Source organism: Dysosmobacter sp. Phy, assembly GCF_054476235.1.
Genome location: NZ_CM136997.1, coordinates 359,822 through 382,423 on the forward strand (window position 1 = coordinate 359,822; position 22,602 = coordinate 382,423).

Annotated in this window: 20 protein-coding genes and 1 riboswitch; of the genes, 4 read left to right on the forward strand and 16 right to left on the reverse strand. The window is 64.2% G+C overall.

What is annotated here, in order from left to right:
• Window positions 1-56: 56 nt before the first annotated feature.
• Entirely contained in the window at window positions 57-1,046 is a 990-nt protein-coding gene (locus tag ACVDHE_RS01695) for a transglutaminase-like domain-containing protein (RefSeq protein ID WP_213039172.1), read from the reverse strand.
• Between the two features lie 243 nt (window positions 1,047-1,289).
• On the opposite strand from ACVDHE_RS01695, the gene ACVDHE_RS01700 reads away from it, so the two are divergent.
• A complete protein-coding gene (locus ACVDHE_RS01700) occupies window positions 1,290-2,489 on the forward strand; it encodes a BTAD domain-containing putative transcriptional regulator (protein ID WP_418724987.1) in 1,200 nt (399 codons plus the stop codon).
• A 61-nt stretch (window positions 2,490-2,550) separates the two neighbouring features.
• Here ACVDHE_RS01700 and ACVDHE_RS01705 read toward each other — a convergent pair whose 3' ends face one another.
• From ACVDHE_RS01705 to ACVDHE_RS01740, 8 genes are all read right to left on the reverse strand, one after another.
• Window positions 2,551-4,302: a Na+/H+ antiporter NhaC family protein gene (locus tag ACVDHE_RS01705; protein WP_458885407.1), complete on the reverse strand. Its 1,752-nt coding sequence runs from the start codon at window positions 4,300-4,302 to the stop codon at window positions 2,551-2,553.
• Between the two features lie 77 nt (window positions 4,303-4,379).
• A riboswitch (Lysine riboswitch) is annotated at window positions 4,380-4,552 on the reverse strand.
• A 123-nt stretch (window positions 4,553-4,675) separates the two neighbouring features.
• Entirely contained in the window at window positions 4,676-6,052 is a 1,377-nt protein-coding gene (locus ACVDHE_RS01710) for a uracil-xanthine permease family protein (protein ID WP_458885408.1), read from the reverse strand.
• A gap of 269 nt (window positions 6,053-6,321) precedes the next feature.
• Window positions 6,322-6,753: a 2-thiouracil desulfurase family protein gene (locus ACVDHE_RS01715; RefSeq protein ID WP_458885409.1), complete on the reverse strand. Its 432-nt coding sequence runs from the start codon at window positions 6,751-6,753 to the stop codon at window positions 6,322-6,324.
• Window positions 6,750-7,127: a DUF3783 domain-containing protein gene (locus ACVDHE_RS01720; RefSeq protein ID WP_458885410.1), complete on the reverse strand. Its 378-nt coding sequence runs from the start codon at window positions 7,125-7,127 to the stop codon at window positions 6,750-6,752. The genes ACVDHE_RS01715 and ACVDHE_RS01720 overlap by 4 nt, the downstream gene beginning before the upstream one ends.
• 25 nt (window positions 7,128-7,152) lie before the next feature.
• Window positions 7,153-7,620 carry an NUDIX hydrolase gene (locus ACVDHE_RS01725; RefSeq protein WP_458885411.1) on the reverse strand — a complete coding sequence of 156 codons (468 nt, stop codon included), beginning with the start codon at window positions 7,618-7,620 and terminating at the stop codon, window positions 7,153-7,155.
• 116 nt (window positions 7,621-7,736) lie between these two features.
• Window positions 7,737-10,325 (reverse strand): cation-translocating P-type ATPase, encoded by a 2,589-nt coding sequence (locus ACVDHE_RS01730; protein WP_458885412.1) that lies wholly within the window; start codon window positions 10,323-10,325, stop codon window positions 7,737-7,739.
• A 233-nt stretch (window positions 10,326-10,558) separates the two neighbouring features.
• Window positions 10,559-11,917 carry an APC family permease gene (locus ACVDHE_RS01735; protein ID WP_213039180.1) on the reverse strand — a complete coding sequence of 453 codons (1,359 nt, stop codon included), beginning with the start codon at window positions 11,915-11,917 and terminating at the stop codon, window positions 10,559-10,561.
• Window positions 11,918-12,051: 134 nt separating this feature from the next.
• Window positions 12,052-12,504, reverse strand: coding sequence for a YjbQ family protein (locus tag ACVDHE_RS01740; RefSeq protein ID WP_213039181.1), 453 nt, complete (start codon window positions 12,502-12,504; stop codon window positions 12,052-12,054).
• Window positions 12,505-12,549: 45 nt separating this feature from the next.
• Between ACVDHE_RS01740 and ACVDHE_RS01745 the strand changes: the two genes are divergently transcribed.
• From ACVDHE_RS01745 to ACVDHE_RS01755, 3 genes are read left to right on the forward strand one after another with little or no spacing between them, the layout of a single operon-like run.
• Complete coding sequence (locus ACVDHE_RS01745; protein ID WP_458885413.1) at window positions 12,550-12,882, forward strand: Smr/MutS family protein; 333 nt, start codon at window positions 12,550-12,552, stop codon at window positions 12,880-12,882.
• A gap of 39 nt (window positions 12,883-12,921) precedes the next feature.
• The gene (locus ACVDHE_RS01750; RefSeq protein WP_458885414.1) at window positions 12,922-13,737 is read left to right on the forward strand and encodes a carbon-nitrogen hydrolase family protein; all 816 of its coding nucleotides are present in this window, start codon (window positions 12,922-12,924) and stop codon (window positions 13,735-13,737) included.
• On the forward strand, window positions 13,734-14,042 hold the full coding sequence (locus ACVDHE_RS01755) for an MGMT family protein (RefSeq protein WP_418725875.1): 309 nt from the start codon (window positions 13,734-13,736) through the stop codon (window positions 14,040-14,042). Before ACVDHE_RS01750 ends, ACVDHE_RS01755 begins: the two co-directional genes overlap by 4 nt.
• Window positions 14,043-14,091: 49 nt before the next feature.
• Here the strand turns inward: ACVDHE_RS01755 and ACVDHE_RS01760 are convergent, their stop codons facing one another.
• The 7 genes from ACVDHE_RS01760 to trmFO all read right to left on the reverse strand — a co-directional run bounded on the left by ACVDHE_RS01760 (window position 14,092) and on the right by trmFO (window position 22,596).
• Window positions 14,092-15,291 carry a pyridoxal phosphate-dependent aminotransferase gene (locus ACVDHE_RS01760; RefSeq protein WP_458885415.1) on the reverse strand — a complete coding sequence of 400 codons (1,200 nt, stop codon included), beginning with the start codon at window positions 15,289-15,291 and terminating at the stop codon, window positions 14,092-14,094.
• 330 nt (window positions 15,292-15,621) lie between these two features.
• Window positions 15,622-18,201: a DNA translocase FtsK gene (locus ACVDHE_RS01765; protein ID WP_458885416.1), complete on the reverse strand. Its 2,580-nt coding sequence runs from the start codon at window positions 18,199-18,201 to the stop codon at window positions 15,622-15,624.
• A gap of 22 nt (window positions 18,202-18,223) precedes the next feature.
• Window positions 18,224-19,063, reverse strand: a complete 840-nt coding sequence (locus tag ACVDHE_RS01770; RefSeq protein WP_458886147.1) for an undecaprenyl-diphosphate phosphatase — start codon at window positions 19,061-19,063, stop codon at window positions 18,224-18,226.
• A 129-nt stretch (window positions 19,064-19,192) separates the two neighbouring features.
• A complete protein-coding gene (gene rnc / locus ACVDHE_RS01775) occupies window positions 19,193-19,876 on the reverse strand; it encodes a ribonuclease III (RefSeq protein WP_325226509.1) in 684 nt (227 codons plus the stop codon).
• 52 nt (window positions 19,877-19,928) lie between these two features.
• Complete coding sequence (acpP, locus tag ACVDHE_RS01780) at window positions 19,929-20,177, reverse strand: acyl carrier protein (protein WP_213039188.1); 249 nt, start codon at window positions 20,175-20,177, stop codon at window positions 19,929-19,931.
• 80 nt (window positions 20,178-20,257) lie between these two features.
• Window positions 20,258-21,292, reverse strand: a complete 1,035-nt coding sequence (gene plsX, locus ACVDHE_RS01785; protein ID WP_458885417.1) for a phosphate acyltransferase PlsX — start codon at window positions 21,290-21,292, stop codon at window positions 20,258-20,260.
• Window positions 21,289-22,596 (reverse strand): methylenetetrahydrofolate--tRNA-(uracil(54)-C(5))-methyltransferase (FADH(2)-oxidizing) TrmFO, encoded by a 1,308-nt coding sequence (trmFO, locus tag ACVDHE_RS01790; protein WP_213039190.1) that lies wholly within the window; start codon window positions 22,594-22,596, stop codon window positions 21,289-21,291. The genes plsX and trmFO overlap by 4 nt, the downstream gene beginning before the upstream one ends.
• Window positions 22,597-22,602 lie beyond the last annotated feature (6 nt).

A 22,602-nucleotide genomic window follows, 5' to 3' on the forward strand; every position in this document is an offset into this window, starting at 1 on the left:
GCATCAAGATGCAAGCCTATTTTAATGCAAATCTGTCGATCCGTAAAGGGGAAAAGTCAGTAGAGATACTTCACCGTGTAATTCTTGCCGTCACCGATATACTGCATGATGGAGGCACTCTGCTTGCCGCTGGAGGCGAAGGTGGGGTCCATCCGCTGCCAGGAGGTGCCGTCGAAGTAGATGACGCCCTCCACCCAGCCGGTCTTTTCGGACCAGACGCTGATCCAGGCATGATATGCGGTACCGGCGTAGCCCACCACCAGCTTGCAGGGCACGCCCTGGCTGCGGAGCATCCCGGTCATCAGCGCCGCATAGTCGAAGCAGATGCCGGTCTTTTTGGCCAGCACGGTATCCAGCACCGGCAGGTAGCCGCTCTGGACCGTGGCCGCCAGCTGCTTGTCGTAGGTGAGGTTCTTTACCACAAACTCATAGATGGCCTGGACCTTGGCCAGGGGATCCGTCTTGCCTGCGGTCAGCTCCGCCGCCTTGGCCACAGTCTTCGGGGCCACGCCGTAATCCACGTACTGATTGGGCCGCAGGAAGGGCGCAAATTCGTCCGTCAGCGTCACCTGAAAACTGACGGAGGTCACCGTGGAGTACTTGGTGCCGGAGATGTTCTCGTAGACGATCACCTGATAGGAGCCGTTGCCGTCAGACAGGGGGAACACTTCCCACTCCCCGGCAGTAAGGTTATAAGTATAGGTAGTGGTGGGCCCCTTCACCTGGGCCTTCAGCCGCTTGCTGGTGGAAGCGGTGTACTGGACCATCACATAGCCGTCCCTGGTGTTGGAGTAGTCGATAACGGCCTTATCGCTCTTTTTCACCTGGGTGCCGGAGGCCACCGGCTGCATGGTGTCCGGGATAGCCGCGGAGGCCGCCAGGGCCACCGCCTCGTCCTCCAGATCCACTTCTTCCAGCGTCACGCTGTCGATCCAGGCTTCCTCTTCTCCGGCCGCCGCTTCGGTTTCCGTGCCGGCGGCACAGCCGGTCAGAGCCATGGACAGCAGCAGCAACAGCGCAAGCGCCCGTAATTTCCAGTTTTTCATAGGGGATTCTCCTTTCCGCCCCTCCGGGGCAGACTGTCTCATTCTGTTTTAGTATAGCAGGTTCCCCGGAAAAAGTGAAGTACTTTTTCGAATTCCTCCGCATTTTTTGCATTTTGACGTAACTTTTACGCTTTTTCCATTGCATCACCCGGGGGTTTGTGGTATCTTGTACTATATAATTCTATCCGTATGTCCATATTGATCTGCTCGTATCAGTTTCCAGCAGGAGAGGAGGGATGGCATATGGAGATCCCGGATCTGCAGGTGCGGATGCTGGGCGGCTTCTCGATCCGCCTGGGCGGAAAAGAGATCAACGACAGCGATAACCGTTCCAGAAAAGTCTGGCTGCTGATGGCCTACATGATCTATTGCCGCAACCGTTCCATCTCTCAGGAGGAACTGGCGGATCTTCTGTGGGGCGAGGAGGAGCGCAGCTCCAACCCCATCAACGCGCTGAAAACCATGTTCCATCGGGTGCGCTCCCTGCTCAATCAGTTGGACAGCTCCGCCGGACACAGTCTCATTGTGCGGCAGGAGGGTACTTACGCCTGGAACCAAGAGGTCCCCTTTTCTCTGGATACCGACGATTTTGAGGCGCTCTGCCGTAAGGGCGCGTCCGAGGAGGACGAGGAGGCCCGTCTCGAGACCGATCTCCAGGCCCTTGCTCTGTACGGAGGCGATTTTCTGCCCAAGCTGTCGGCGGAACCCTGGGTGGTGCCCATCTCCGCCTACTTCCACAATTTATACATCCGGACCGTCCAGGAGGTCCTTCCCCTGCTGGAGGGCCGCGGCCGCCTGGAGGAGGCAGCGGAGCTGTGCCGCAAGAGTGTGGTGGTGGAGCCTTACAATGAGCTGCTCTATCAGCACCTGATGCAGGATCTGCTGACCCTGGGCCGGCAGCAGGAGGTCATCTCTGTCTACGAGGACATGAGTCAGCTGCTCTTTGACAATTTCGGCATCATGCCCTCCGACGAGACCCGGGCCATCTACCGGGAGGCCATGCGCACCGTCAATGACAAGGCGGTGTCCATCATCACGCTCCGGGAGCAGTTGCGGGAGCCGGAGGGAAGCGCCGGTGCGCTGTTCTGCGACTATGACTTTTTCAAGGTCCTCTACCACGCCGAAGCCCGGGCCGTAGCCCGCAGCGGTGACGCGGTCCATATCTGCCTGCTCTCCGTCACCGGCGATCAAAACCAGGAGCTGCCCAAGCGGAGCCTGGACCGGTGCATGGAAAATCTCCAGGAGCTGATCCGCACCAGCCTCCGAAAGGGCGACATCGCCGCCCGTTGCAGTATCTCCCAGTACATCCTGATGCTGCCCCAGGCCAATTACGAAAACAGCTGCAGAGTCTGCGAGCGGATCATCCGGGCATTCGGCCGCCAGTACCCCCACTCCCCCGCCTCCCTGCACTACTCGGTGCAGCCTTTGGAGCCCAACGCCTGACGATGTGCAAAGGAGCCGCCCTCTTAAGAGGGCGGCTCCTTTTTCCTGTTTCAGCGGGATCTCAGGCCGCTCTTCCGGCCAGCTTGCGGATCACCAGCAGCGTCAGCAGCATCAGCACCACGGACACCGGCAGGGCGATGACGGCGTTGGGCACAAAGCCAGCGAAGATGTAGCTGACCAGGCTCACCGCCGCGGCGGTGATGGCGTAGGGCAGCTGAGTGGACACATGGCTGACATGGTCGCACTGAGCGCCGGCGGAGGCCATGATGGTGGTGTCAGAGATGGGAGAGCAGTGGTCGCCGCACACGGCGCCGGCCATGCAGGCGGAGATGCACACGATGGACAGGGGGTTGTTCATGGGGAACACGTTCTGGACAATGGGGATCAGCATACCGAAGGTGCCCCAGCTGGTGCCGGTGGCAAAGGCCAGCAGGCAGCCGATCACGAACACCAGGGCCGGCAGCAGCATCTGGACGCCGGCGGCGCTGCTCCACACAAAGTCCCGGACAAAGTACTTGGCGCCCAGGGAGTCGGTCATGGCCTTGAGGCTCCAGGCGAAGGTCAGGATCAAAATGGCGGGCACCATGGCCTTGAAGCCCTCGGGGATGCAGCCCATCATGTCCCGGAAGGACATGGCCCGGCGGACCATGTAGTACACGACGGTGAACACCAGGGCAAAGGCGGAGCCCAGCAGCAGGCCCACGGAGGCGTCGGAACCGGAGAAGGCGTCCACGAAGCTGGCGCCGGAGAAGAAGCCGCCGGAGTAGATCATGCCGATGACGCAGCAGATCACCAGCACCACGATGGGCAGCACCAGGTCCAGCACACGGCCCTTGTCCTCCTCCATCTCCTCGTCCATCATGGCGTAGGGATTGGGGCCGGAGAACAGGTCGCCGGTCTCCCGGGCGTTGTCCTCGAACTTCTTCATGAGGCCGAACTCGGTCTTCATCAGGGCCATGCCCACCATCATGACGATGGTCAAAATGGCGTAGTAGTTGAAGGGGATGGCCCGGATGAACAGGTTCAGGCCCTGGCCGTCCTCGGCGAAGCCCGCCACAGCGGCGGCCCAGGAGGAGATGGGGGCGATGATGCACACCGGGGCGGCGGTGGCGTCGATGATGTAGGCCAGCTTGGCCCGGGAGACCCGGTGCTTGTCGGTCACCGGCCGCATGACGCTGCCCACGGTCAGGCAGTTGAAGTAGTCGTCAATGAAGATCAGGATGCCCAGGACGATGGTGGCCAGCTGCGCGCCCACCCGGGTCTTGATGTGCTGCTGGGCCCAGCGGCCGAAGGCGGCGGAGCCACCGGCCTTGTTCATGAGGCACACCAGAGTGCCCAGGATCACCAGGAAGGCCAGGATGCCCACGTTGTACCCGTCGGAGAGCACCGAGACGATGCCGTCCTCAAACACGTGGAGGACCGTGCCCTCAAAGGAGAAGTTGGAGTACAGCAGGCCGCCGGCCAGGATGCCGATGAACAGGGAGGAATACACCTCCTTGGTGATCAGCGCCAGGGCGATGGCAATGATGGGGGGCACCAAAGCCCAGAAGGTATTGTAAAAATGGCTGGGGGACTCCACATAGCCGGTGCCGCCGCAGGCGGCGCAGACATTTTCGCCGCCGCAGCTTTCACATTCCGGGTCCAGTCCGTAGCAGTCCATACAGGCGCCGGAGGCGCCGCAGTCGGGGCACTCGATCATTTTGGTGCCAGGTTCCTCGGTGGGATCGCTGGCCGCCGCCGGAACGGCCATGGCCGCGCACAGCACCAGCACCAGCGCCAGCAGGGGCAGCAGTCGCCGCAGATGATGTCTCATGTTTTCTCTCTCCTTACACAAAAAAATGAAGCCATGAAGGTATCATGGCTTCACGCAGGCACGATATGGTTCCCACGGGTCATGACAGCGCTCCACCTTGGGGGTGACAGTCCGGCGGATGTTCTCCGGCGGCCCGGCCCCTCTCCGCCAGGCAACGGAGCGAAGCCTCGGCGGTCTCCCCTTTCCCCTCCTCCCCGGTGTCCTGCCGTCGGGAGGCGGTACTTTTGAAGCCCGCGCCTCTATCATGGATTCAGTTGCTTGTACATTATATAAAATATTGGAAAAAAGTCAACCGGAAACCTGCATTTTTTGCTGTTTTCTCCAAAAAACGTCTCCGGAGGCCGCGGTCTCCGGAGACGGGAAGATTTTCCGATCAATACCGGCCCAGGGAGGCGGCGGTGTCGGAGGTCGCGGTCTTGCCAAAGTGGAAGTCGTTGCCGGGCAGGATGGCGTTGAGAACAATGCCGGCGATGGCGGCGATGGCCAGAGAGGTCAGGGTGATGGAGGCGCCGCTCACGTGGAAGGTCAGTCCTCCGCTGAATCCCAGGCCGCACACCAGGATGACGGCGGCGATGATAAGGTTGCGGGAGTTGGTGAAGTCCACCTGGTTCTCCACCACGTTGCGCACGCCGATGGCGGAGATCATGCCGTAAAGGATGAAGCTGACGCCGCCGATGATGGCCGCGGGGATGGTGTTGACCAGATAGGCAAAGGCCGGAGAGAAGGACAGCACCACCGCGTAGATGGCGGCCAGCCGGACCACCCGGGGATCGTGGACCCGGGAGAGCACCAGCACGCCGGTGTTCTCGCCGTAAGTGGTGTTGGCGGGGCCGCCGAAGAGGCCCGCCAGGGAGGTGGCGACGCCGTCGCCGATGAGGGTCCGGTGCAGGCCCGGGTCCTCGATGAAGTTCTCGCCCACCGTGGCGGAGATGGCGGACATATCGCCGATGTGTTCCATCATGGAGGCGATGGCGATGGGAGCCATGACCAGGATGGCGGAAATATCAAACTTCGCCACGCTTCCGCCGAAATTCGTCACAAAGGGCTGGAAGCCCAGGATGGGATTCATGCCGCTGAGAAGCGTGGTGTCCGCCAGACCGGAGAAGTCCACCATGCCGGCCACCAGGGCAACCACATAGGACCCCACCACGCCCAGCAGGATGGGGATGATCTTGATCATGCCCTTGCCCCAGATATTGGCCACAATGATGATGGCCATGGCCACCAGGGCCAGCCACCAGCAGGTGGAGGCGTTGGACACGGCGGAGGGGGCCAGGTTCAATCCGATCAGGATGATGATGGGGCCGGTGACCACGGGGGGCAGGTAGTGCATGACCCGGTGGACGCCCACGGCCTTGATGACCAGGGCCAGCACCACATACAGAAGGCCCGCCACCACAATGCCGCCGCAGGTGTACTGGAGTTTTTCAGAGGCCTCCATGGTGGCGTAGATGCCGGCGTCCATCTCCGCCATGGCCTGGAAGCCGCCCAGGAAGGCGAAGGAGGAGCCCAGGAAGGCGGGGACCTTCAGCCGGGTGCACACATGGAAAAAGAGGGTGCCGAAGCCGGCGAAAAACAGCGTGGTCTGGATGGACAGGGGCAGACCGTAGCTCTGGACCAGGATGGGCACCAGCACCGTGGCGCCGAACATGGCGAACATATGCTGGAGGCCCAGGATCAGCATTTTGGGCACGCCCAGGGTTCGGGCGTCCCGGATGGGGGCCTGGGAAGCGGCAGTTTTTTCGTTCATTTGTTTTCTCCTCTCACTCATTGGGTTCTCTTCTCACAACACGGGCAAAAAAATACCGGCCCCCTGGCCGGTCAAAAGAGAAAATGGGAATAAGAGGACACCGCCGCCCGATCCGCCGTCAGGTGATGATAAGCCAGCATGGTGTTCCCTCCTCCGTCATTTGCCTCATTATACAGAAGCCTCCTTCCCTTTGCAAGTCTGGTTTTCCATGAGAGCCCCATAAAATCTCGGCAGAAAATTGTAAAAAATGACGAGGTGGTATGACCTCGTCATTTCAGCAGTTCGGATATTTGGGATTCTCCATATACCGCCAGCCCCTGAGCTGCCAGCAGTTCCGCTGCGACACCGTCCCCGGCGGTCAATGTGCCGGTGAAGGTACCGTCATAGATCCGCCCGTGGCCGCAGGAGGGGCTGCGCTCCTTCAGCACCGCGGCCTCACAGCCGAAAAAGCGGCACAGGGTCAGCGCCTCCTCCGCACCCCGGCGGTACTGTTCTGTCACATCCAGCTCGGCGGCGGTCACAACCGCCTCGCCCCGCCGCTCGGCAGGGGGGCGGGGCGTGGCCAGGCCCCCCAGCTGCTCGGGGCACACCGGCACCAGATCATGCCGCTCCGCCAGGGCCGCCGCCAGAGGGTGGGCCTTGGAGGCCCCGTCGTACCGGCAGCGGCAACCCAAAAGGCACGCGGAGATCAGCAGCCTCATGCCCGGCCCTCCATGGCCTGCCGCTCCCGCAGCAGCTCCCGGTGGAGCCGCAGGACGCTCCAGCTGCGGTTGTGGGGCGTGAGAACCGCTTTCAGGCACTCCGGCCCCGCGCCCGCCCCGGCCAGGGCCGGCAGCAGGGCGTCCAGCCGGTCCTCCAGGCCGCACAGCACCAGCATCCGTCCTCCCAGAGGCCCGCCGGCATAGGGCAGGGCGGCCCCGGGATCGTCGTCCAGTCCCGCCAGCACCGCTAGGGTCTTGTTGTAGTCCGCCTTTGCCACCGGCACCACCTCAGCCCCCAGGGGGCCCACAGCGGACTCCACCGCCAGCACCGCCGGCAGCGTGTCAAACCCGAACAGCAACAGCTTTCCGCTCATGTCGTCTCCTCCTCTTGTCCGCTCTTCAGCGCAGCGCGCTGCCGTTCAGCACCGCACCGGTCAGCCGGTCGCCCTCGTAGCACAGCTTCAGCGAGAAAAAGGGCACATCCCGGTCCAGCAGGTCCAGAAAGATCTTGTCCCCCTCCCACATGGGGAGGCTGCGCAGGTCCGCCTTTTTGATCCAGGCCAGCTCCCCCTCGTCACAGGGGTGGGGCGTGCCGGTCCAGCCGGTGGCGGTGAACAGATGCATGTATTCCGTGGGCGCCTGGTCAGACACAAAGGTCACCAGCCCCCGATAGCGGTAATCGGTCAGGGTCAGGCCCGTCTCCTCCCAGGTCTCCCGGAGAATGCAGTCCTCGGGGCTCTCCCCCTCCAGGAACTTGCCGCCCACGCCGATCCACTTGTCGCGGTTGAGGTCGCGGGCTTTCTTGACCCGGTGGAGCATCAGGTATTCGTCCCCCCGCTCCAGATAGCACAGTGTGGAATTGATCACGGCCCCGCCTCCTCTTTTACCCTTATTATACGCAAAAACCGCCAAAAAGGGAAGCCCCTGAAAAAGCGGCACCGGCCGGAGGGGAAATCCCCTCCGGCCGGCAATTTTCAGAAGATTTACGCACGTTTTCCGTGCAGAAGAGCTTTGAGCAGCTGGATCACCAGCATGCTGCCGAAGGACAGTCCCACGATGATGCCCACCTGACCGGCGGACAGTGCCGCCACCTGGAACAGCGGCTCCAGAGGCGGGATCAGCAGCACTGCACCCAGCAGCACCACGCCCACGGCAAAGGCGCCCAGCAAAAAGCGGTTGTCCCAGAACCGCCGGGTCAGCAACACCGGCCGGACGGACTTGCAGTCGAACCCGTGGAACAGGCGGCTGAGGCACAGCGTGGCAAAGGCCATGGTGCTGCCCAGGGCCGCGCCGCCGGCGCTGAGCCCCAGATGGAAGGCGGTAATGACGGCGGCAGCGATCACCGCGCCCTCCACCACCACGCTGGTGAGGAAGTCCCGGGTCAGGATGCCCTCCTCCCGGGGGCGGGGCTTCTCCCGCATGACGGCGTCGGTGTGGGGCTCCAGGCCCAGGGCGATGGCGGGCAGGGAGTCGGTCAGCAGGTTGATGAACAGCAGGTGCACTGCCGCAAAGGGCACCGGCAGGGCCAGCAGCGACGCGTACAGCACCGTGATGATGGCGGCGGCGTTGCCGGAGAGCAGGAACTGGATGGAGCGCTTGATGTTGGCGTAGACGTTGCGGCCGTTCTTCACCGCCTGGACGATGGTGGCAAAGTTATCGTCCGTCAGCACCATGCCGGCGGCGTCCTTGGCCACCTCCGTACCGGTGACACCCATGGCTACGCCGATATCCGCCTGCTTCAATGCCGGGGCGTCGTTGACGCCGTCGCCGGTCATAGCCACCAGGCTCCCCCGCTCCTGCCAGGCCCGAACGATACGGATCTTGTGCTCCGGGGACACCCGGGCGTAGACGCTGACCTTGGGGACGAAGGCCTGGAGCTCCTCGTCGCTCATCTTGTCGATAACAGCGCCCTCCACCGCCTCGGTGCCCTCGGTCAAAATGCCGATCTCTTTAGCGATGGCAGCGGCGGTGACCTTGTGGTCGCCGGTGATCATGATGGGCCGGATACCGGCGGCGATACACTCCGCCACGGCCTTTTTGGACTCCGGACGGGGCGGATCCATCATGGCAATGAGGCCCAGCAGCGTCAGTCCGTTTTCATCGGCCAGGCTGACGGCGGGGCTCGTCACCGTCCGGCAGGCGAAGGCCAGGACCCGCAGCCCCTGGCTGGAGAAGCGCTCGTTGGCCGCCTCCACCTGGGCCCGCTCCTCATCGGAGATGACGCACCGGTCCAGCAGCACGTCCACGGCGCCCTTGGTGGCCATCAGAAGGCCCCCGGAGAGCTGGTGGACCGTGGACATCATCTTCCGGTCGGAATCAAAGGGGATCTCTGTGATCCGGGGCCACTTGCTGCGAGTGGCCAGCTCGTCGAAGCCGTAGTCCTCGCCCAGGCGCACCAGGGCCGTCTCGGTGGGATCGCCCACCTCGCCGTGCTCATCCACAGTGGCGTCGCTGCACAGCAGAGCCGTCCGCAGCAGGGGCTCCTGAACGGGATCGCGGAAGTCCGCCTCCTCCGCCCGGATGATCTTGCCGCCGGTATAGAGGGCCTTAACAGTCATCTTGTTCTGGGTCAGGGTGCCGGTCTTGTCGGAGCAGATCACAGACACGCTGCCCAGGCCCTCCACTGCCTGGAGCTTGCGGATGATGGCATTCTCCCGGGCCATCTTCTGGGTGCCGAAGGAGAGGACGATGGTGACGATGGAGCTCAGAGCCTCGGGGATGGCCGCCACCGCCAGGGCCACGGCAAAGACGAAGGCATTGACCACATCCTCCTTGCGCAAAAAGACGCTAACGGCAAAAATCGCGGCGCAGATGATCAAAATGCCAATGGAGAGCTTGCGGCCAAACTGGTCCAGACTCACCTGGAGGGGCGTTTTCTTCTCCTCGGTGCTCTTGAGCAGAGCGGCGATCTTGCCCATCTCCGTGTGCATGCCGGTGCCGGTCACCAGGAACTGCCCCCGGCCGTAGGTGACGAAGCTGCCGGAGAACACCATGTTCTTCCGGTCGCCCAGGGGCACCTCCCCGGCGATCTCACCCAACTCTTTCTCCACCGGCAGGCTCTCGCCGGTCAGGGCGCTCTCAGCGCACTTGAGGCTGGCGCACTCCAGCAGCCGCCCGTCGGCGCAGACCGCGTCGCCGGCCTCCAGGGCCACCACGTCGCCGGGCACCACGTCCCGGCCGGGGATCTGGATGAGATGGCCGTCCCGCAGGACCTTGGCCGTGGGGGCGGACATCTGCCGGAGGCTGTCCAGGGAGGCCGTGGCCTTCACGGTCTGGACCGTACCCAAAATGGCGTTCATGGTGATGACCACCAGAATGACGATGGTGCTCTCCACATCCCCCAGCACCGCGGACACCGCCGCCGCCAGGATCAAAATGATCACCAGAAAATCCGCATACTGCTCCAGGAAGATCCGCGCCACACTCTTGCGGCCCTCCTCCCGCAGCTCATTGGGGCCGTACTGCTCCAGCCGCCTGGCGGCCTGGTCGGCGGTAAGGCCGCTTTCAGAGCTCTCCAGATCCCGGAACAGCTCCACCCGGCTGCGCTGCCAAAACTCCTTTTTCCCTTCCATAGCTTCCCTCTTTCCCGGCGGCAATCAAAAAGGCGAGGCTTTTGCGCCAATGCCACCGCATTGATGCAAAAGTCTCGCCGTTTCCATCCAAAAGCGGGGTTTTCACCCGTACTGACGCCATTGGATACACATTGCTGTGCCAGCTACTCCCTTTTGTCTATGGGGCATGATATCCCATCTTGCGCGGAAAGTCAAGGGGCAAACCAGCCAATTTTTTCTGAAAATTTTACGGATCAATCCGCTTTCCGGCGGTAGAGCAGGTTGCCTACCACCATGACCACGGCGTAGATGATGAGGTAGAACCACACCGTTTTGCCGTAGCCGGCGAAGGCGGCATACACCATGAAGCCGCAGCCGCAAAGGCCCAGGGCCGGCATCACGAAGCGGCGGAAGCCATTCAGATCCTTCGCCTTGCGCATGAACTGGATGAACATGGGCACATACATGGCGTACAGCGTGATGATCGGCAGCTCGGAGCTGTCGAAGCAGAAGGGGCCGAACCACCCGCTGTCCAGGTTGGCGCCGTAGAAGAACAGCAGCCAGACCGCGTCCAGCCCCAGGCTGACGATGGCGGAGTTGGTGGGCATGTTGGTCACCGGGTCCACTTGGGAGAAAAGGTCCGGCCGGGGGCCCTCCCCCCGGACAGCCAGGGCGTACATTCCCCGGCAGCAGGAGAGCATCAGGCCGTTCAGCGTACCCGCGCAGGACACCACGATCAGGGCGAATACCGCCACGCCGCCCACGGGCCCCAGCAGCCGCTGGAAGGCCATCTTGGCGGCAGCCTCGCCGCTGGCCATCAGCTCCTCGGTGGTAACGGTGCCGTTGAGGCCGATATAATAGAGGATATAGGTGGCCACCACGATAAAGGAGCCCAGGATCAGCGCCCGGGGGAGATTGCGCTTGGCGTCCTTCAGCTCGGCATTGATGGAGGTGGCCAGGATCCAGCCCTCGTAGGCAAAGGCCACCGCCACAGTGGAGGCCATAAGGCCCTGGCCGGTGGAGATAGAGGCAGTGGACATGGTGGCGAAGTTCTCCGCCATATGACCGTTGGCAAGGCCGATCACCGTGCCCACCAGGGCCATCAGCGCCAGGGGCACCATCTTGATGACGGTGGTGGACACCTGGAATTTGCCCGCCAGCCGGGGAGAGAGCGCGTTGAGCGTATAGTCCAGGCACAAAAACAGCGCCGCGATGGTCATGCAGGCGCCGCTGGTAATCCGGTCCTGCCAGCCGATCAGCACGCAGAAGTACCGCGCGCAGATCCAGGCCAGCACTGATACCAGACAGGGGGTGTACAGCACCGCCATGAACCAGCCCACGTTATAGGCGTACCGGCGGCCCATGGTGGCCTCGGCATAGTCCACCAGGCCATTGACCTTCTCATACCGGGTAGCCATCGTGGCGAATACGTAGGAGCAGATGATCATGATGGCACCCACGATCCCCCAGGCCAAAATGCCCAGCGGCATGTTGCCCCCCGTTTTGTTCAGCACCGTCTCCGCCTTGAAAAATACGCCGGAGCCAATGACGATGCCCACCACCATGCACACGGCGGTGGGCAGTCCGTATTTCTTTTCCAGCCGGTTGTCCATGTCGCGGCCTCCTTTACTATTTGCCCCTTTAAAGCGGCAATGCCATTTACAGCAGCAGAGGTAGGATACCACAACCCTGCACAAAATGCAAGCTGTTTTTCCGGGTTTTCTTCGTCAATGTGCAAAAATGCAGCTCACTCCCCCATGACCTGGAACACGATGTCCCGGACCCGGTCCCGGGTATCGCACTCCACCAGCGTCAGGTTCTGCCAGGGGCCTACCGTGATCTTTCCATTTACAAAGGGCACCGTGATGAAGGGGGACAGCAGGGCAGACTTGATATGGGAGGAGCCGTTGTCGTCGTGCCAGGTGTTGTGGTGCTGGTAGGGGATCACGCGGCCATGCTCATCCAGATAAGGAGAGAATACGTCCAGGGCCTCCTTCAGATCGTGGTGGACGATGCCCGGCTCGAACTCCAGCGTGGTCAGGCCCGCCACGCCGCCGGTGGTGAAGCCGGTGATGATGCCGGCGGAGATGCCGTGCAGGCGGCAGGCCTCCGTCACCGCGTGCTGGAAGTCCTCCGTCACGTCGATCATACCCATGTGGGCCTTGGTGTGATAGGTTTTTGTCTCGGTGTAAACTGCCATGGTGCGCCTCCTTGCGTTTTTCTGCATTGTATCACATCCACCCCCGTGTTACAATCAGAGAAACGGGCCCGCCGCAGCGGGCCGGAAGCGGGAGAGGGGGTGCCGGATATGCGGGTCTTTGACGCCGGTCCCGGGGTCATCACGGCGGACCTCCACGGGAAAAACACCTATCAGGCCAAAATCACCGTGGACGCCCTGCTGCGCCGGGCAGGCGGCGGCACTTACCGCCTGCGGCTGATCCACGGCTGTCACGGCGGCACCGCCCTGCGGGACTTTCTGGATGCCGAGTACCGAGGCCATCCAAAGGTGAAGCGGCTGGTCCGCTCCCCCGACGGCGGCGCCACGGAGCTGATACTGCGGGAGTACGCCGGGAAATAAATCTGCGCCGTTTAATGCGGCGGAATGGAGGAATCATTCATGCGCGTAGCACTGATCCAGATGCCGGTGACGGCGGACCGGGAGGGAAATCTCCGCACCGCCGCCGAAAAGCTCCGTCAGGCGGCGGCCGGAGGGGCGGATATTGCCGTCCTGCCGGAGATGTTCTGCTGCCCCTATGAAAACCGCTGCTTCCGCCCCTATGGTGAGGAGGCGGGCGGGCCCGCCCAGGCCATGCTGTCCCAAACGGCGGCGGAGACGGGAATGTATGTAGTCGGCGGCTCCATCCCGGAGCTGGAGAACGGCAGAGTCTACAACACCTGCTTCGTCTATGCCCCCGACGGCGCCCAGCTGGCCCGGCACCGCAAGGCCCACCTCTTTGACATCGATGTGCCCGGCGGGCAGCGGTTCAAGGAGTCCGACACCTTCTCCCCCGGCGATTCCATCACCACCTTCGAGACGAAATTCGGCACCATGGGTCTTTGCATCTGCTTCGACCTTCGGTTCGAGGAGCTGGCCCGGTGCATGTGCCTGCGGGGCGCCAGAGTGATCTTCGTACCGGCGGCCTTCAACATGACCACCGGCCCGGCCCACTGGGAGCTGCTGTTCCGCCAGCGGGCCGTGGACAACCAGTGCTTCACCGTGGGCGTCGCCCCCGCCCGGGACGAGGCAGGGGCCTACGTGTCCTACGGCAACTCCATCGCCGTGGATCCCTGGGGCACGGTCCTGTGCCGGGCCGGGGCGGAGGCGACCACGCTGTACGCCGATCTGGACCTTGACCGCGTGGAGGCCGTCCGGACCCAGCTGCCCATCCTCTCCGCCCGGCGGACGGACCTGTACGAGGTGGGGGAGCGGTGAGCGGAGGCACCTTCGAGCGCATCTACCAGGTCGTACGGCAGATCCCCGCCGGACAGGCGGCCACCTATGGCCAGGTGGCCCGGGCGGCGGGCCTGGTCCGGGGCGCCCGGATCACCGGATACGCCATGGCCGCCTGCCGGGACCCCGCAGTCCCCTGCCACCGGGTGGTGGACCGGTTCGGCGGCACCAAGACCGCCTTCGACCGCCTGGCCCCCGGCACCCAGCGGGCGCTGCTGGAGGCGGAGGGCATACCCTTCCGCTCCGACGGCACCGTGGACCTGGACCGGTGCCGCTGGATTCCATAGACGCAAAACCGGCGCCCTGCTAAAAAGCAGGGCGCCGGTCGTTTTCTGCTTATTTCCTGCGGCTGTTGTAGGCAGCAATGCCCAGGCCCAGCAGCTCAATGGAGCGGGAGAGCTCCGCGGGATTGGTGACGTAGGCGATGCGGATCTCGTTGCGGCCCTTGCCAGGCGTGACGTAGAAGGACTCCGCCGGGGTGTACATGACAGTCTCGCCGTGGTCCTCGAACTCCTCCAGCAGGAAGTACTGCAATGTCTCCGCGTCGTCCACCGGCAGGGTGGCCATCACGTAGAAGGCCCCGTCGGGGTGGCTGAACTGGACGCCGGGAATCTTGGCGAGGCTCTCCACCACCGTGTCCCGGCGGCGCTGATACTCCTCCCGGACGGCAGTGTAGTAGGACGCGGGCAGCTGGCGGTACATGGCAGCGGCGCCCACCTGGTCCAGCGTGGCGGCGCACAGGCGGCCCTGGCAGATCTTCATGGCCTGGGCCATGAGCTCCTTGTTGCGGGAGATCAGCGCGCCCACCCGGGCGCCGCAGGAGGAGAAGCGCTTGGACACGGAGTCCACCACCGCCACGTTTTCCGCCGCGTCGGTGAACTCCAGCATGGAGCTGAGCTTCTCGCCGGTGTAGACGATCTCCCGGTACACCTCGTCGCTGATGAGGAAGAGCTCGTGCTCCTTGGCGATGTCCGCCAGCAGCCGCATCTCCTGACGGTTGAGGACCACGCCGGTGGGGTTTCCGGGATTGGTCACCAGGATGGCCCGGGTGTGTTCATTGATGAGGGGCTCGATCTGCTCCCGGGTGGCGTAGCGGTAGCCGGCCTCGGGAGAGGTGGGGATGGCGCGGATGGAGGCGCCGGTGACACCCACAAAGGTAGCGTAGTTGGGATAGTAGGGCTCGGGAATCAGGATCTCGTCCCCGTCCTCCAGGATGCAGGAGAGGATGATCTCCAGGGCCTCGCTGCCGCCGTGGGTGGCCATGATGTCATCGCAGGTGATGGGGAAGCCCAGGTTGATGTAGTAATCCCGCACCGCCTCCAGATAGCACTCCACGCCGGTGGAAGGGGCATACTCCAGGACAGACTTGCCGAAATTGCTCACCGCGTCGAAAAACACCTTCGGCGTCTCGATGTCCGGCTGGCCGATGTTCAGGTGGTGGACGGTGCGGCCCTTGGCCTCCGCCGCCAGGACATAGGGGTGGAACTTCCGAATGGGAGAGAGCTCACAGGCGACGATCTTACTGGAAAATTTCATAGGAACGACCTCCTTGGTCTTGATTTTCAAATACGGTCCGGTTGGCCCGGGGATAAAAAAACGCCCCTGACAAGCGTCAGGGGCGAAAGGATCTTCCACGATACCACCCTGATCTGCCCACCGCCGGCGGCGGGCATCTCATGCCGCCCGGTAACGGGGGCGAATCGTCCCGCTCCTCGCGGGCTGCTCCAAAGTGGCTGCTCTCCGGCGTGGGCTGAGGGCTTGCACCGGTCCCCTCTCGCTTGGAGCCTGTTTCGGAAAGCTGGCTTTGTCATCGCGTTTATCGGTTTTTATTATACCGCTTCGGTTCCATTTGTCAAGCGTTTCCGCTCATGCCTGGTCCTCTTCCCAGGGCGGCGGGGCCTCCGGCTGTTCTGCGGCGCCCATCTGCAGCTCCTGCCACCGCTCCCGGGTGATGAGCAGCTGCCGGGGCTTGGAGCCCTCAAAGGGACCCACGATGCCCCGCTCCTCCATCTGGTCCACCAGGCGGGCGGCCCGGGAATACCCCAGCTTCAGCCGCCGCTGCAGCATGGACACGGAGGCCTGTCCCGTCTCCAGGACCACCTCCACAGCGGCGGGCAGCAGCTCGTCGCCCTCTTCCTCGCCGGTCTCCGCCGGGGCGGCGCCGCGGCCATTGCCCTTGCTGTCCTTTTCCTGGATGCTCTCCTCGATCTTGGCGATGACCTCGTCGTCGTACCGGGCCTCGCCGGACTGCTTGACAAAGGCCACCACCTGCTCGATCTCCTCGGGAGAGATGAAGCAGCCCTGGACCCGCTGGGGCTTTCCGGCGCCCAGAGGAGCGTAGAGCATGTCGCCCCGGCCCACCAGCTTTTCCGCGCCGGTGGTATCCAGAATGATCCGGGACTCCAGAGAGGAGGCCACGGCGAAGGCGATGCGGCTGGGGATGTTGGCCTTCATGAGGCCGGTGATCACGTCGGCGGAGGGCCGCTGAGTGGCGATGACCAGGTGAACGCCGGCGGCGCGGCCCATCTGAGCCACCCGGCAGATGGACTCCTCCACCTCCTTGGCGGCCACCAGCATCAGATCGGCCAGCTCGTCGATGACCACCACCACGCTGGGCATGGTCTCCAGATCCTCCCGGCCCCGGGCCAGCTTGTTGAACTCCTCCAGCTTCTTCACGCCGTTTTCGGAGAAGATCTTGTACCGCTTCATCATCTCGAACACCGCCCACTGGAGGGCGCCGGCGGCCTTCTTGGGATCCGTCACCACCGGGATCAGCAGGTGGGGGATGCCGTTGTAGGGCGCCAACTCCACCATCTTGGGGTCCACCATGATAAAGCGGACCTGGTCAGGGGTGGATTTATACAGGAGGCTGATGATCAGCGAGTTGGTGCACACGGACTTACCGGAACCGGTGGTGCCGGCAATCAGCACATGGGGCAGCTTCTCAATGTCCCCGATGACGTTGCGGCCGCCGATGTCCCGGCCCAGGGCAAAAGCAGTGCCGGATCTGTGGTCCGTGAATTCCCGGGACTCAATCACATCCCGGATCAGCACCGGCGTCACCTGCTTGTTGGGTACCTCGATGCCCACCACGGAGATCTTGTCGGGGATGGGGGCGATGCGCACGCCGGAGGCGCCCAGGGCCAGGGCGATGTCGTCGGCCAGATTGGTGATCTTGCTGAGCTTGACGCCCTGGTCCAGTACGAACTCATACCGGGTGACAGAGGGACCGTGGACCACGTCGCCGGCCGTGGCGTCCACGCCGAAGCTCACCAGAGTCTCCGACAGACGCCGGGCGTTGTTGCGCAGCTCGGCGCCAGCCTCGATGTGGTTCTCGCCCCGGCTCTGCTGCAGAAGGGTGATGGGCGGGAACTGATAGGCGTCCTCTTCCTCCGCCATCTTCTGCTCGATCTCCGCCGTGACGGCGGCGGTGGCGGCGGCCACCTCCCGGGCGGCCGCCTTCTTGCCGGAGGCAGGCTCCGACGCCAGGGGCGCGGGGGCCGGGGCCGACTGGGCGGCGGGCTTCTCCTCCGGAGCGCGCTCCGCCTCCCGGGCCGGGGCGGCTGATTGCCTGTCTGCCGGTTTGGCAGCGGGCTCCCCGCCGGAGAGGACCTGATCCGGAGTCTTCTGCTGGTCGGATTTATGCCGGAAGAAGCTGGTGAACCGGCCCTCCTTCTTCTCCTGCTCCGGCGGGGTCAGGTCCTCGCCGGAGCTCCCGGCGGCGGGGGCGTCGTCCAGGGGGAAGTCAATCTGGGGCTTGGGCCGCTCCGGCTCGCTGCGGCGGACCGGCTCCGGAGCCGACAGGCGGATGGCCGGGGTCTTGGCGGGCTCCGGCTCCGGTTCCGGCTCGTACTGGGGCCGCTCCCGGAGCTTTTCCCACAGCGCCGCCGGTGTCAGGCGCAGGGCGATCATCAGTGCGATGACCAGCAGCAGCGCGAAGATGGGCAGGGCTGCATATTTGGAGAACACCGCCACGAAGCCCACCGCCAGGGACCCGGACACGGCGCCGCCGCTCTGGAGGGCCACGCCGTCGGTCCACAGGGCCTTCAGCACCCCAAAGCCGGGCTCATAGGCCTCCTTGGCCAGCAGCATATGTCCCAGGGCTCCGGTCAGCAGCGGCAGCAGCAGCGCGCAGGTGACCCGCAGCCGCACGGGGCGCCCCCGGTGCAGCAGCAGGATCAGCGACGCCATCAAAAGGGCCGGGAAGGACAGCCAGTAGCCGTACCCGAACAGCCCCTTGAGCACCAGCGCCAGCCAGTTGAGGAAGATGGCCTGGACGCCGAAATAGCTGACCGCCGCGCACAGCGCCACCACCAGCAGCACCGCGCCCCCCACCTCCCGGCGGACGGGGCGCTTCTGAGGCTGTCGGCTCCTGCTGCCGGAGCGGGCGGAGGAGCCGCCGCTCTTTTTCGTTGTGGTGGATTTCTTTCGTGTCGTGGATGCCACGGTGACACCTCCAGGGAAATGATTATTTGCCCAGCAGGGCCAGTACCAGCGTCAGCGCGCCGGCGGCCCAGCAGTAGTATGCAAACCAGCCGAAACGGCCCTTGTCCGCGATCATCCGCAGCAGGCGGATGCAAAGATACCCCACACCTGCCGCCACGGCCACGCCCACCAGATACACCGGCACGTCGGCCCAGATGATCCCCCCCTCCAGCGCGCTCTTCAGGCTCAGGATGTTGGCGCCCAGAATGGCGGGGATGGACAGCAGAAAGGAAAAGCGCACGGCGAACTTCCGCTCAAAGCCCACGAAGCACCCGGCGGTAATGGTGGTGCCGGAGCGGGAGATGCCGGGGCAGGTGGCAATGGCCTGGGCCACGCCCACCAGCAGCACATCCACCAGGGAGGCGTTTTTCTCCGTCTTGCGGCCCTTGCGGACCCGGTCGCTGGCGAAGAGCAAAAAGCCGGTGACCACCAGGGCTGCGGCCACGAAGTACAGGCTGTTGCCCAGGCTCTCTACAAAATCCTTCACCGGCAGCACAATGAACAGCGGCAGCGTGCCCACGATGATCAGCAGGATCATCCGCCGGGCGGGGGGCACCGGGTTGGGGGTGGTGCCGCGGGCCAGGTCCCGGACGCCGTCGATCAGCTCCAGGATCATGTCCCGGATATCCTGCCAGTAGGCGATGAACACAGCCACCAGGGTGCCCAGGTGCAGCAGGACGTCGTAGAAATCCGGCACCTCGATGGCCCCGAAGGCCAGCAGGTGCTCCGCGATAGCCAGGTGGCCGGAGCTGGAGATGGGCAGAAATTCCGCCACACCCTGGACCAGGCCCAGCAAAACAGCAGACAGCAGCGACAAATGCATCACGCTCCTAAAATTCTCATGTAGAGTATAGTATAGCACGGACAGGCGGCAAATTCCAGTCATATTTCCGCACATGCCGGGTGAAACACAGATGACCCGGAGCCGGCGGCTCCGGGTCATCGTACGGTGTCACTCCTCGCCCAGGGCCTTCAGAGCGGCCCGGGCGGCGGCCTGCTCGGCCTCCTTTTTGCTGCGGCCCTCACCCCGGCCGGCGCTGACGCCGCCCACAAAGGCCTCCATTACAAAGACCCGGCAGTGGTCGGGACCGGACTCCTCTACCAGCTGGTAGGTGACGGCGGTGCCGGGGGTCCGCTGGACCAGCTCCTGCAGAGCGGTCTTGTAGTCCCGGCGGCGCTCCTCCACCACCTCTTCCCGCTCCGCATCCAGCAGCAGCCGGTGGATCAAGGCGTCGGCGGCAGCAATCCCGCCGTCCAGATACACAGCGGCAAAGACCGCCTCCATGGCGTCGGCCAAAATGGAGGGCCTCCGGCGGCCGCCGCCGCCCTCCTCGCCCCGGCCCAACTTCAAATGCCGGCCCAGGTCCAGCCGCTGGGCGGCCTCGTACAGGCTCTGCTCGCACACCAGCGCCGCCCGGATCCGGGTCAGGTCGCCCTCCGGCAGGTCCGGATGCTGTCGGAACAAAAACTCCGCCGTCACGAACCCCAGTACCGAGTCCCCCAGAAACTCCAGCCGCTCGTTGCTCCGCAGCCCGGCGGCGCGGTGCTCGTTGGCGTAAGAGCTGTGGCTCAGGGCCTCCGCCAGCAGCTCCCGGCGGTGAAAGACGTACTCCAGTTTTCTCTCCAGATCCTCCATGGCGGTCTCCTCCATAAGGAAACCCCGCCTGTCAGCGGGGTTTCCGGCTTCGTTACTTGTTCAGCTTGGACGCCACGTAATTGACGGCGTCGCCCACGGTCTTGAGGGCTTTCACCTCGTCCTCCTGGGCCATTCCCAGCTCGAACTCCTCTTCCATGGCCATGACCAGCTCCACCAGGTCCACGGAGTCGGCCCCCAGGTCGTATTCAAAGGCGGTCTCCATGGTCACCTCGTCGGGTTCCATGCCGAACTGCTCGGCCACCAAGTCCCTCATCGTCTGAAAAATATCCTCGTTGGACATACAGATCACTCCTCATGGATTATGGTCGGTTCTTACTGGGGTAATCATACGGCAACACCCTTCCCGGTGTCAATAGCAAATCAAATTTTTTCCGGGGCCATACGGACCTTCATGTAGTCGATGTTGGCCTCCACGTCGGCGATGAATCCGCTCTCGGCGTACTCCTTGGCCCGCAGCACCGCGCTGGCGATGGCCCGGGCGTCGGAGGAGCCGTGGGCCTTGATAACGGGCCGGGTGATGCCCAAAAACGGCGTGCCGCCCACCTCGGCGGGGTCCATCAGCTTCTTCATCTCCATCAGGTCGCCCTTGAGCACCCCGGCGGCCAGCTTGTTGAGCGTCTTGGCGGTCATGGCCTTTTTCAGCTCCTTCAGCAGGAACTTGGCCGTTCCCTCCATGGTCTTGAGCATCACGTTGCCGGTGAAGCCGTCGGCCACCAGCACGTCGGCGGCGCCCATAATGGCGTCGTTGGCCTCCACGTTGCCGATGAAGTTGATCCGGCCCTGGTCAGACGCCTCCTGCAAAAGGGCAAGGGCCTCGTGGCGCAGGTCGTCGCCCTTTTCCTCCTCGGCGCCGATGTTCAAAAGGCCCACCTTGGGCCTCTGGATGCCCCGGACCCGCTGGGCGTAGAAGCTGCCCAGATACGCGAATTGCAGCAGGTACTCCGCCGTGCACTGGGCGTTGGCGCCGCAGTCGCACAGCACCGCCTGGCCCGCGGCCGTGGGCACCAGGGGGCCCATGGCCGCCCGGCGGATGCCCCGGATGCGCTTGACCACCAGCGTTGCTCCGGAGAGCAGGGCGCCGGTGGATCCGGCGGAGACGAAAGCGTCCCCGGCACCGGATTTGAGCAGGTTCAGCCCCACGGTCAGGGAGGAGTCCGGCTTGAGCTTGAAGGCCATGGCGGGATCGTCGGCGATCTCCACCACCTCCTTGGCGTCCTTGATCTCCACGCCGGCGGGCAGGCTCTTCTCACCGCAAGCCTCCACGGCCCGCAGCACCTCCTCCGCCCGGCCCACCAGGATGATGTCCACCCCGTGGGCGCGGTGGGCGTCCAGAGCGCCCTGTACGATGGCCTGGGGGGCGTTGTCGCCGCCCATGGCGTCTACGATGATCTTCATGCGAGGACCTCCTCTTTTATCTGCTCGATGATGGCCAGGGACCGCTGCGACAACTCCGCGTTCTTGTTGCGCTTGCCCTTGACCCGGTGATCCAGGGGCGGGATGATGCCGAAGTTGATGTTCATGGGCTGGAAGGCGGTGACGGACGTGTCCGACACGTACAGCCCCAGGGCGCCGATGGCCGTCTCCTGGGGAAAATTCACCGGCGGCAGGCCCCGCAGGCGCCGGGCCGTCTCCACGCCCACCAGGAAGCCGGAGGCGGCGGACTCCACATACCCCTCCACGCCGGTCATCTGCCCGGCGAAGGAGATGCGGGGCGCGCTTTTCAGCCGGTAGTACCGGTCCAGCAGCCGGGGAGAATTCAGGAAGGTGTTGCGGTGCATGACGCCGTAGCGCAGAAACTCCGCGTCGTGGAGGGCGGGGATCATGGAGAACACCCGCCGCTGTTCCGGGAAGCGCAGGTGGGTCTGGAAGCCCACCAGATTGTACACACTCCCCTGGGCATTGTCCCGCCGCAGCTGCACCACGGCGTAGGGCTCCCGCCCGGTGCGGGGGTCCTTCAGTCCCCGGGGCTTCAGGGGGCCGTAGCAGAGGGTGTCGTGGCCCCGGCGGGCCATGACCTCCACCGGCATACAGCCCTCAAAGACCTGCTTGTCCTCAAAGCCGTGGACCGGGGCCTCCTCCGCCGCGGTCAGGGCCTGCCAGAACGCGTCGTACTCCGCCTCGGTCATGGGGCAGTTCACGTAGTCCGCAGTGCCCCTGTCGTACCGGGAACCCATCCAGGCCCTGTCCATATCCACGCTGTCGGCGGCCACCAGAGGGGCCGCGGCGTCGAAGAAATGGAGGGCGCTGTCCTCCCCCAGCAGGACCTGTAAGCGCTCCGCCAGGGCGTCGGAGGTCAGGGGGCCGGAGGCGATCACCACCTCCCCCTCGGGGATCTCCGTCACCTCACCGGGCACCACGGTGATATTGGGGTGGGAGCGGATCTTCTCCGTCACCAGGGCGGCGAAGCCGTGGCGGTCCACCGCCAGGGCGCCGCCTGCCTCCACCTTCGTGGCGTCGGCGCAGGCGAGGATCAGGCTGTCCAGCCGCCGCAGCTCCTCCTTCAAAAGGCCCACGGCGTTTTCCAGCTGATCGGAGCGCAGGGAGTTGGAGCAGCACAGCTCCGCGAAATCCGCTGTGGTGTGGGCGGGGGTCCTCTTCTCCGGCTTCATCTCCCGCAGCGTCACATGGACGCCGCGCCGGGCCAGCTGCCAGGCACACTCGCTGCCGGCCAGGCCCGCGCCGATCACTGTCACTTCCATTGGCTC

Bases quoted from the DNA above. Each gene is read 5' to 3' on its own strand.
- acpP (WP_213039188.1), bottom strand. From the start codon at position 20,177: ATGTCCAACGAGGATATTTTTCAGACGATGAGGGACTTGGTGGCCGAG.
- ACVDHE_RS01735 (WP_213039180.1), bottom strand. From the start codon at position 11,917: ATGGACAACCGGCTGGAAAAGAAATACGGACTGCCCACCGCCGTGTGC.
- ACVDHE_RS01750 (WP_458885414.1), top strand. From the start codon at position 12,922: ATGCGCGTAGCACTGATCCAGATGCCGGTGACGGCGGACCGGGAGGGA.
- ACVDHE_RS01720 (WP_458885410.1), bottom strand. From the start codon at position 7,127: ATGAGCGGAAAGCTGTTGCTGTTCGGGTTTGACACGCTGCCGGCGGTG.
- ACVDHE_RS01700 (WP_418724987.1), top strand. From the start codon at position 1,290: ATGGAGATCCCGGATCTGCAGGTGCGGATGCTGGGCGGCTTCTCGATC.
- ACVDHE_RS01695 (WP_213039172.1), bottom strand. From the start codon at position 1,046: ATGAAAAACTGGAAATTACGGGCGCTTGCGCTGTTGCTGCTGCTGTCC.
- rnc (WP_325226509.1), bottom strand. From the start codon at position 19,876: ATGGAGGATCTGGAGAGAAAACTGGAGTACGTCTTTCACCGCCGGGAG.
- ACVDHE_RS01710 (WP_458885408.1), bottom strand. From the start codon at position 6,052: ATGAACGAAAAAACTGCCGCTTCCCAGGCCCCCATCCGGGACGCCCGA.
- ACVDHE_RS01730 (WP_458885412.1), bottom strand. From the start codon at position 10,325: ATGGAAGGGAAAAAGGAGTTTTGGCAGCGCAGCCGGGTGGAGCTGTTC.
- plsX (WP_458885417.1), bottom strand. From the start codon at position 21,292: ATGAAGATCATCGTAGACGCCATGGGCGGCGACAACGCCCCCCAGGCC.
- ACVDHE_RS01715 (WP_458885409.1), bottom strand. From the start codon at position 6,753: ATGAGGCTGCTGATCTCCGCGTGCCTTTTGGGTTGCCGCTGCCGGTAC.
- ACVDHE_RS01770 (WP_458886147.1), bottom strand. From the start codon at position 19,063: ATGCATTTGTCGCTGCTGTCTGCTGTTTTGCTGGGCCTGGTCCAGGGT.
- ACVDHE_RS01760 (WP_458885415.1), bottom strand. From the start codon at position 15,291: ATGAAATTTTCCAGTAAGATCGTCGCCTGTGAGCTCTCTCCCATTCGG.
- ACVDHE_RS01705 (WP_458885407.1), bottom strand. From the start codon at position 4,302: ATGAGACATCATCTGCGGCGACTGCTGCCCCTGCTGGCGCTGGTGCTG.
- trmFO (WP_213039190.1), bottom strand. From the start codon at position 22,596: ATGGAAGTGACAGTGATCGGCGCGGGCCTGGCCGGCAGCGAGTGTGCC.
- ACVDHE_RS01740 (WP_213039181.1), bottom strand. From the start codon at position 12,504: ATGGCAGTTTACACCGAGACAAAAACCTATCACACCAAGGCCCACATG.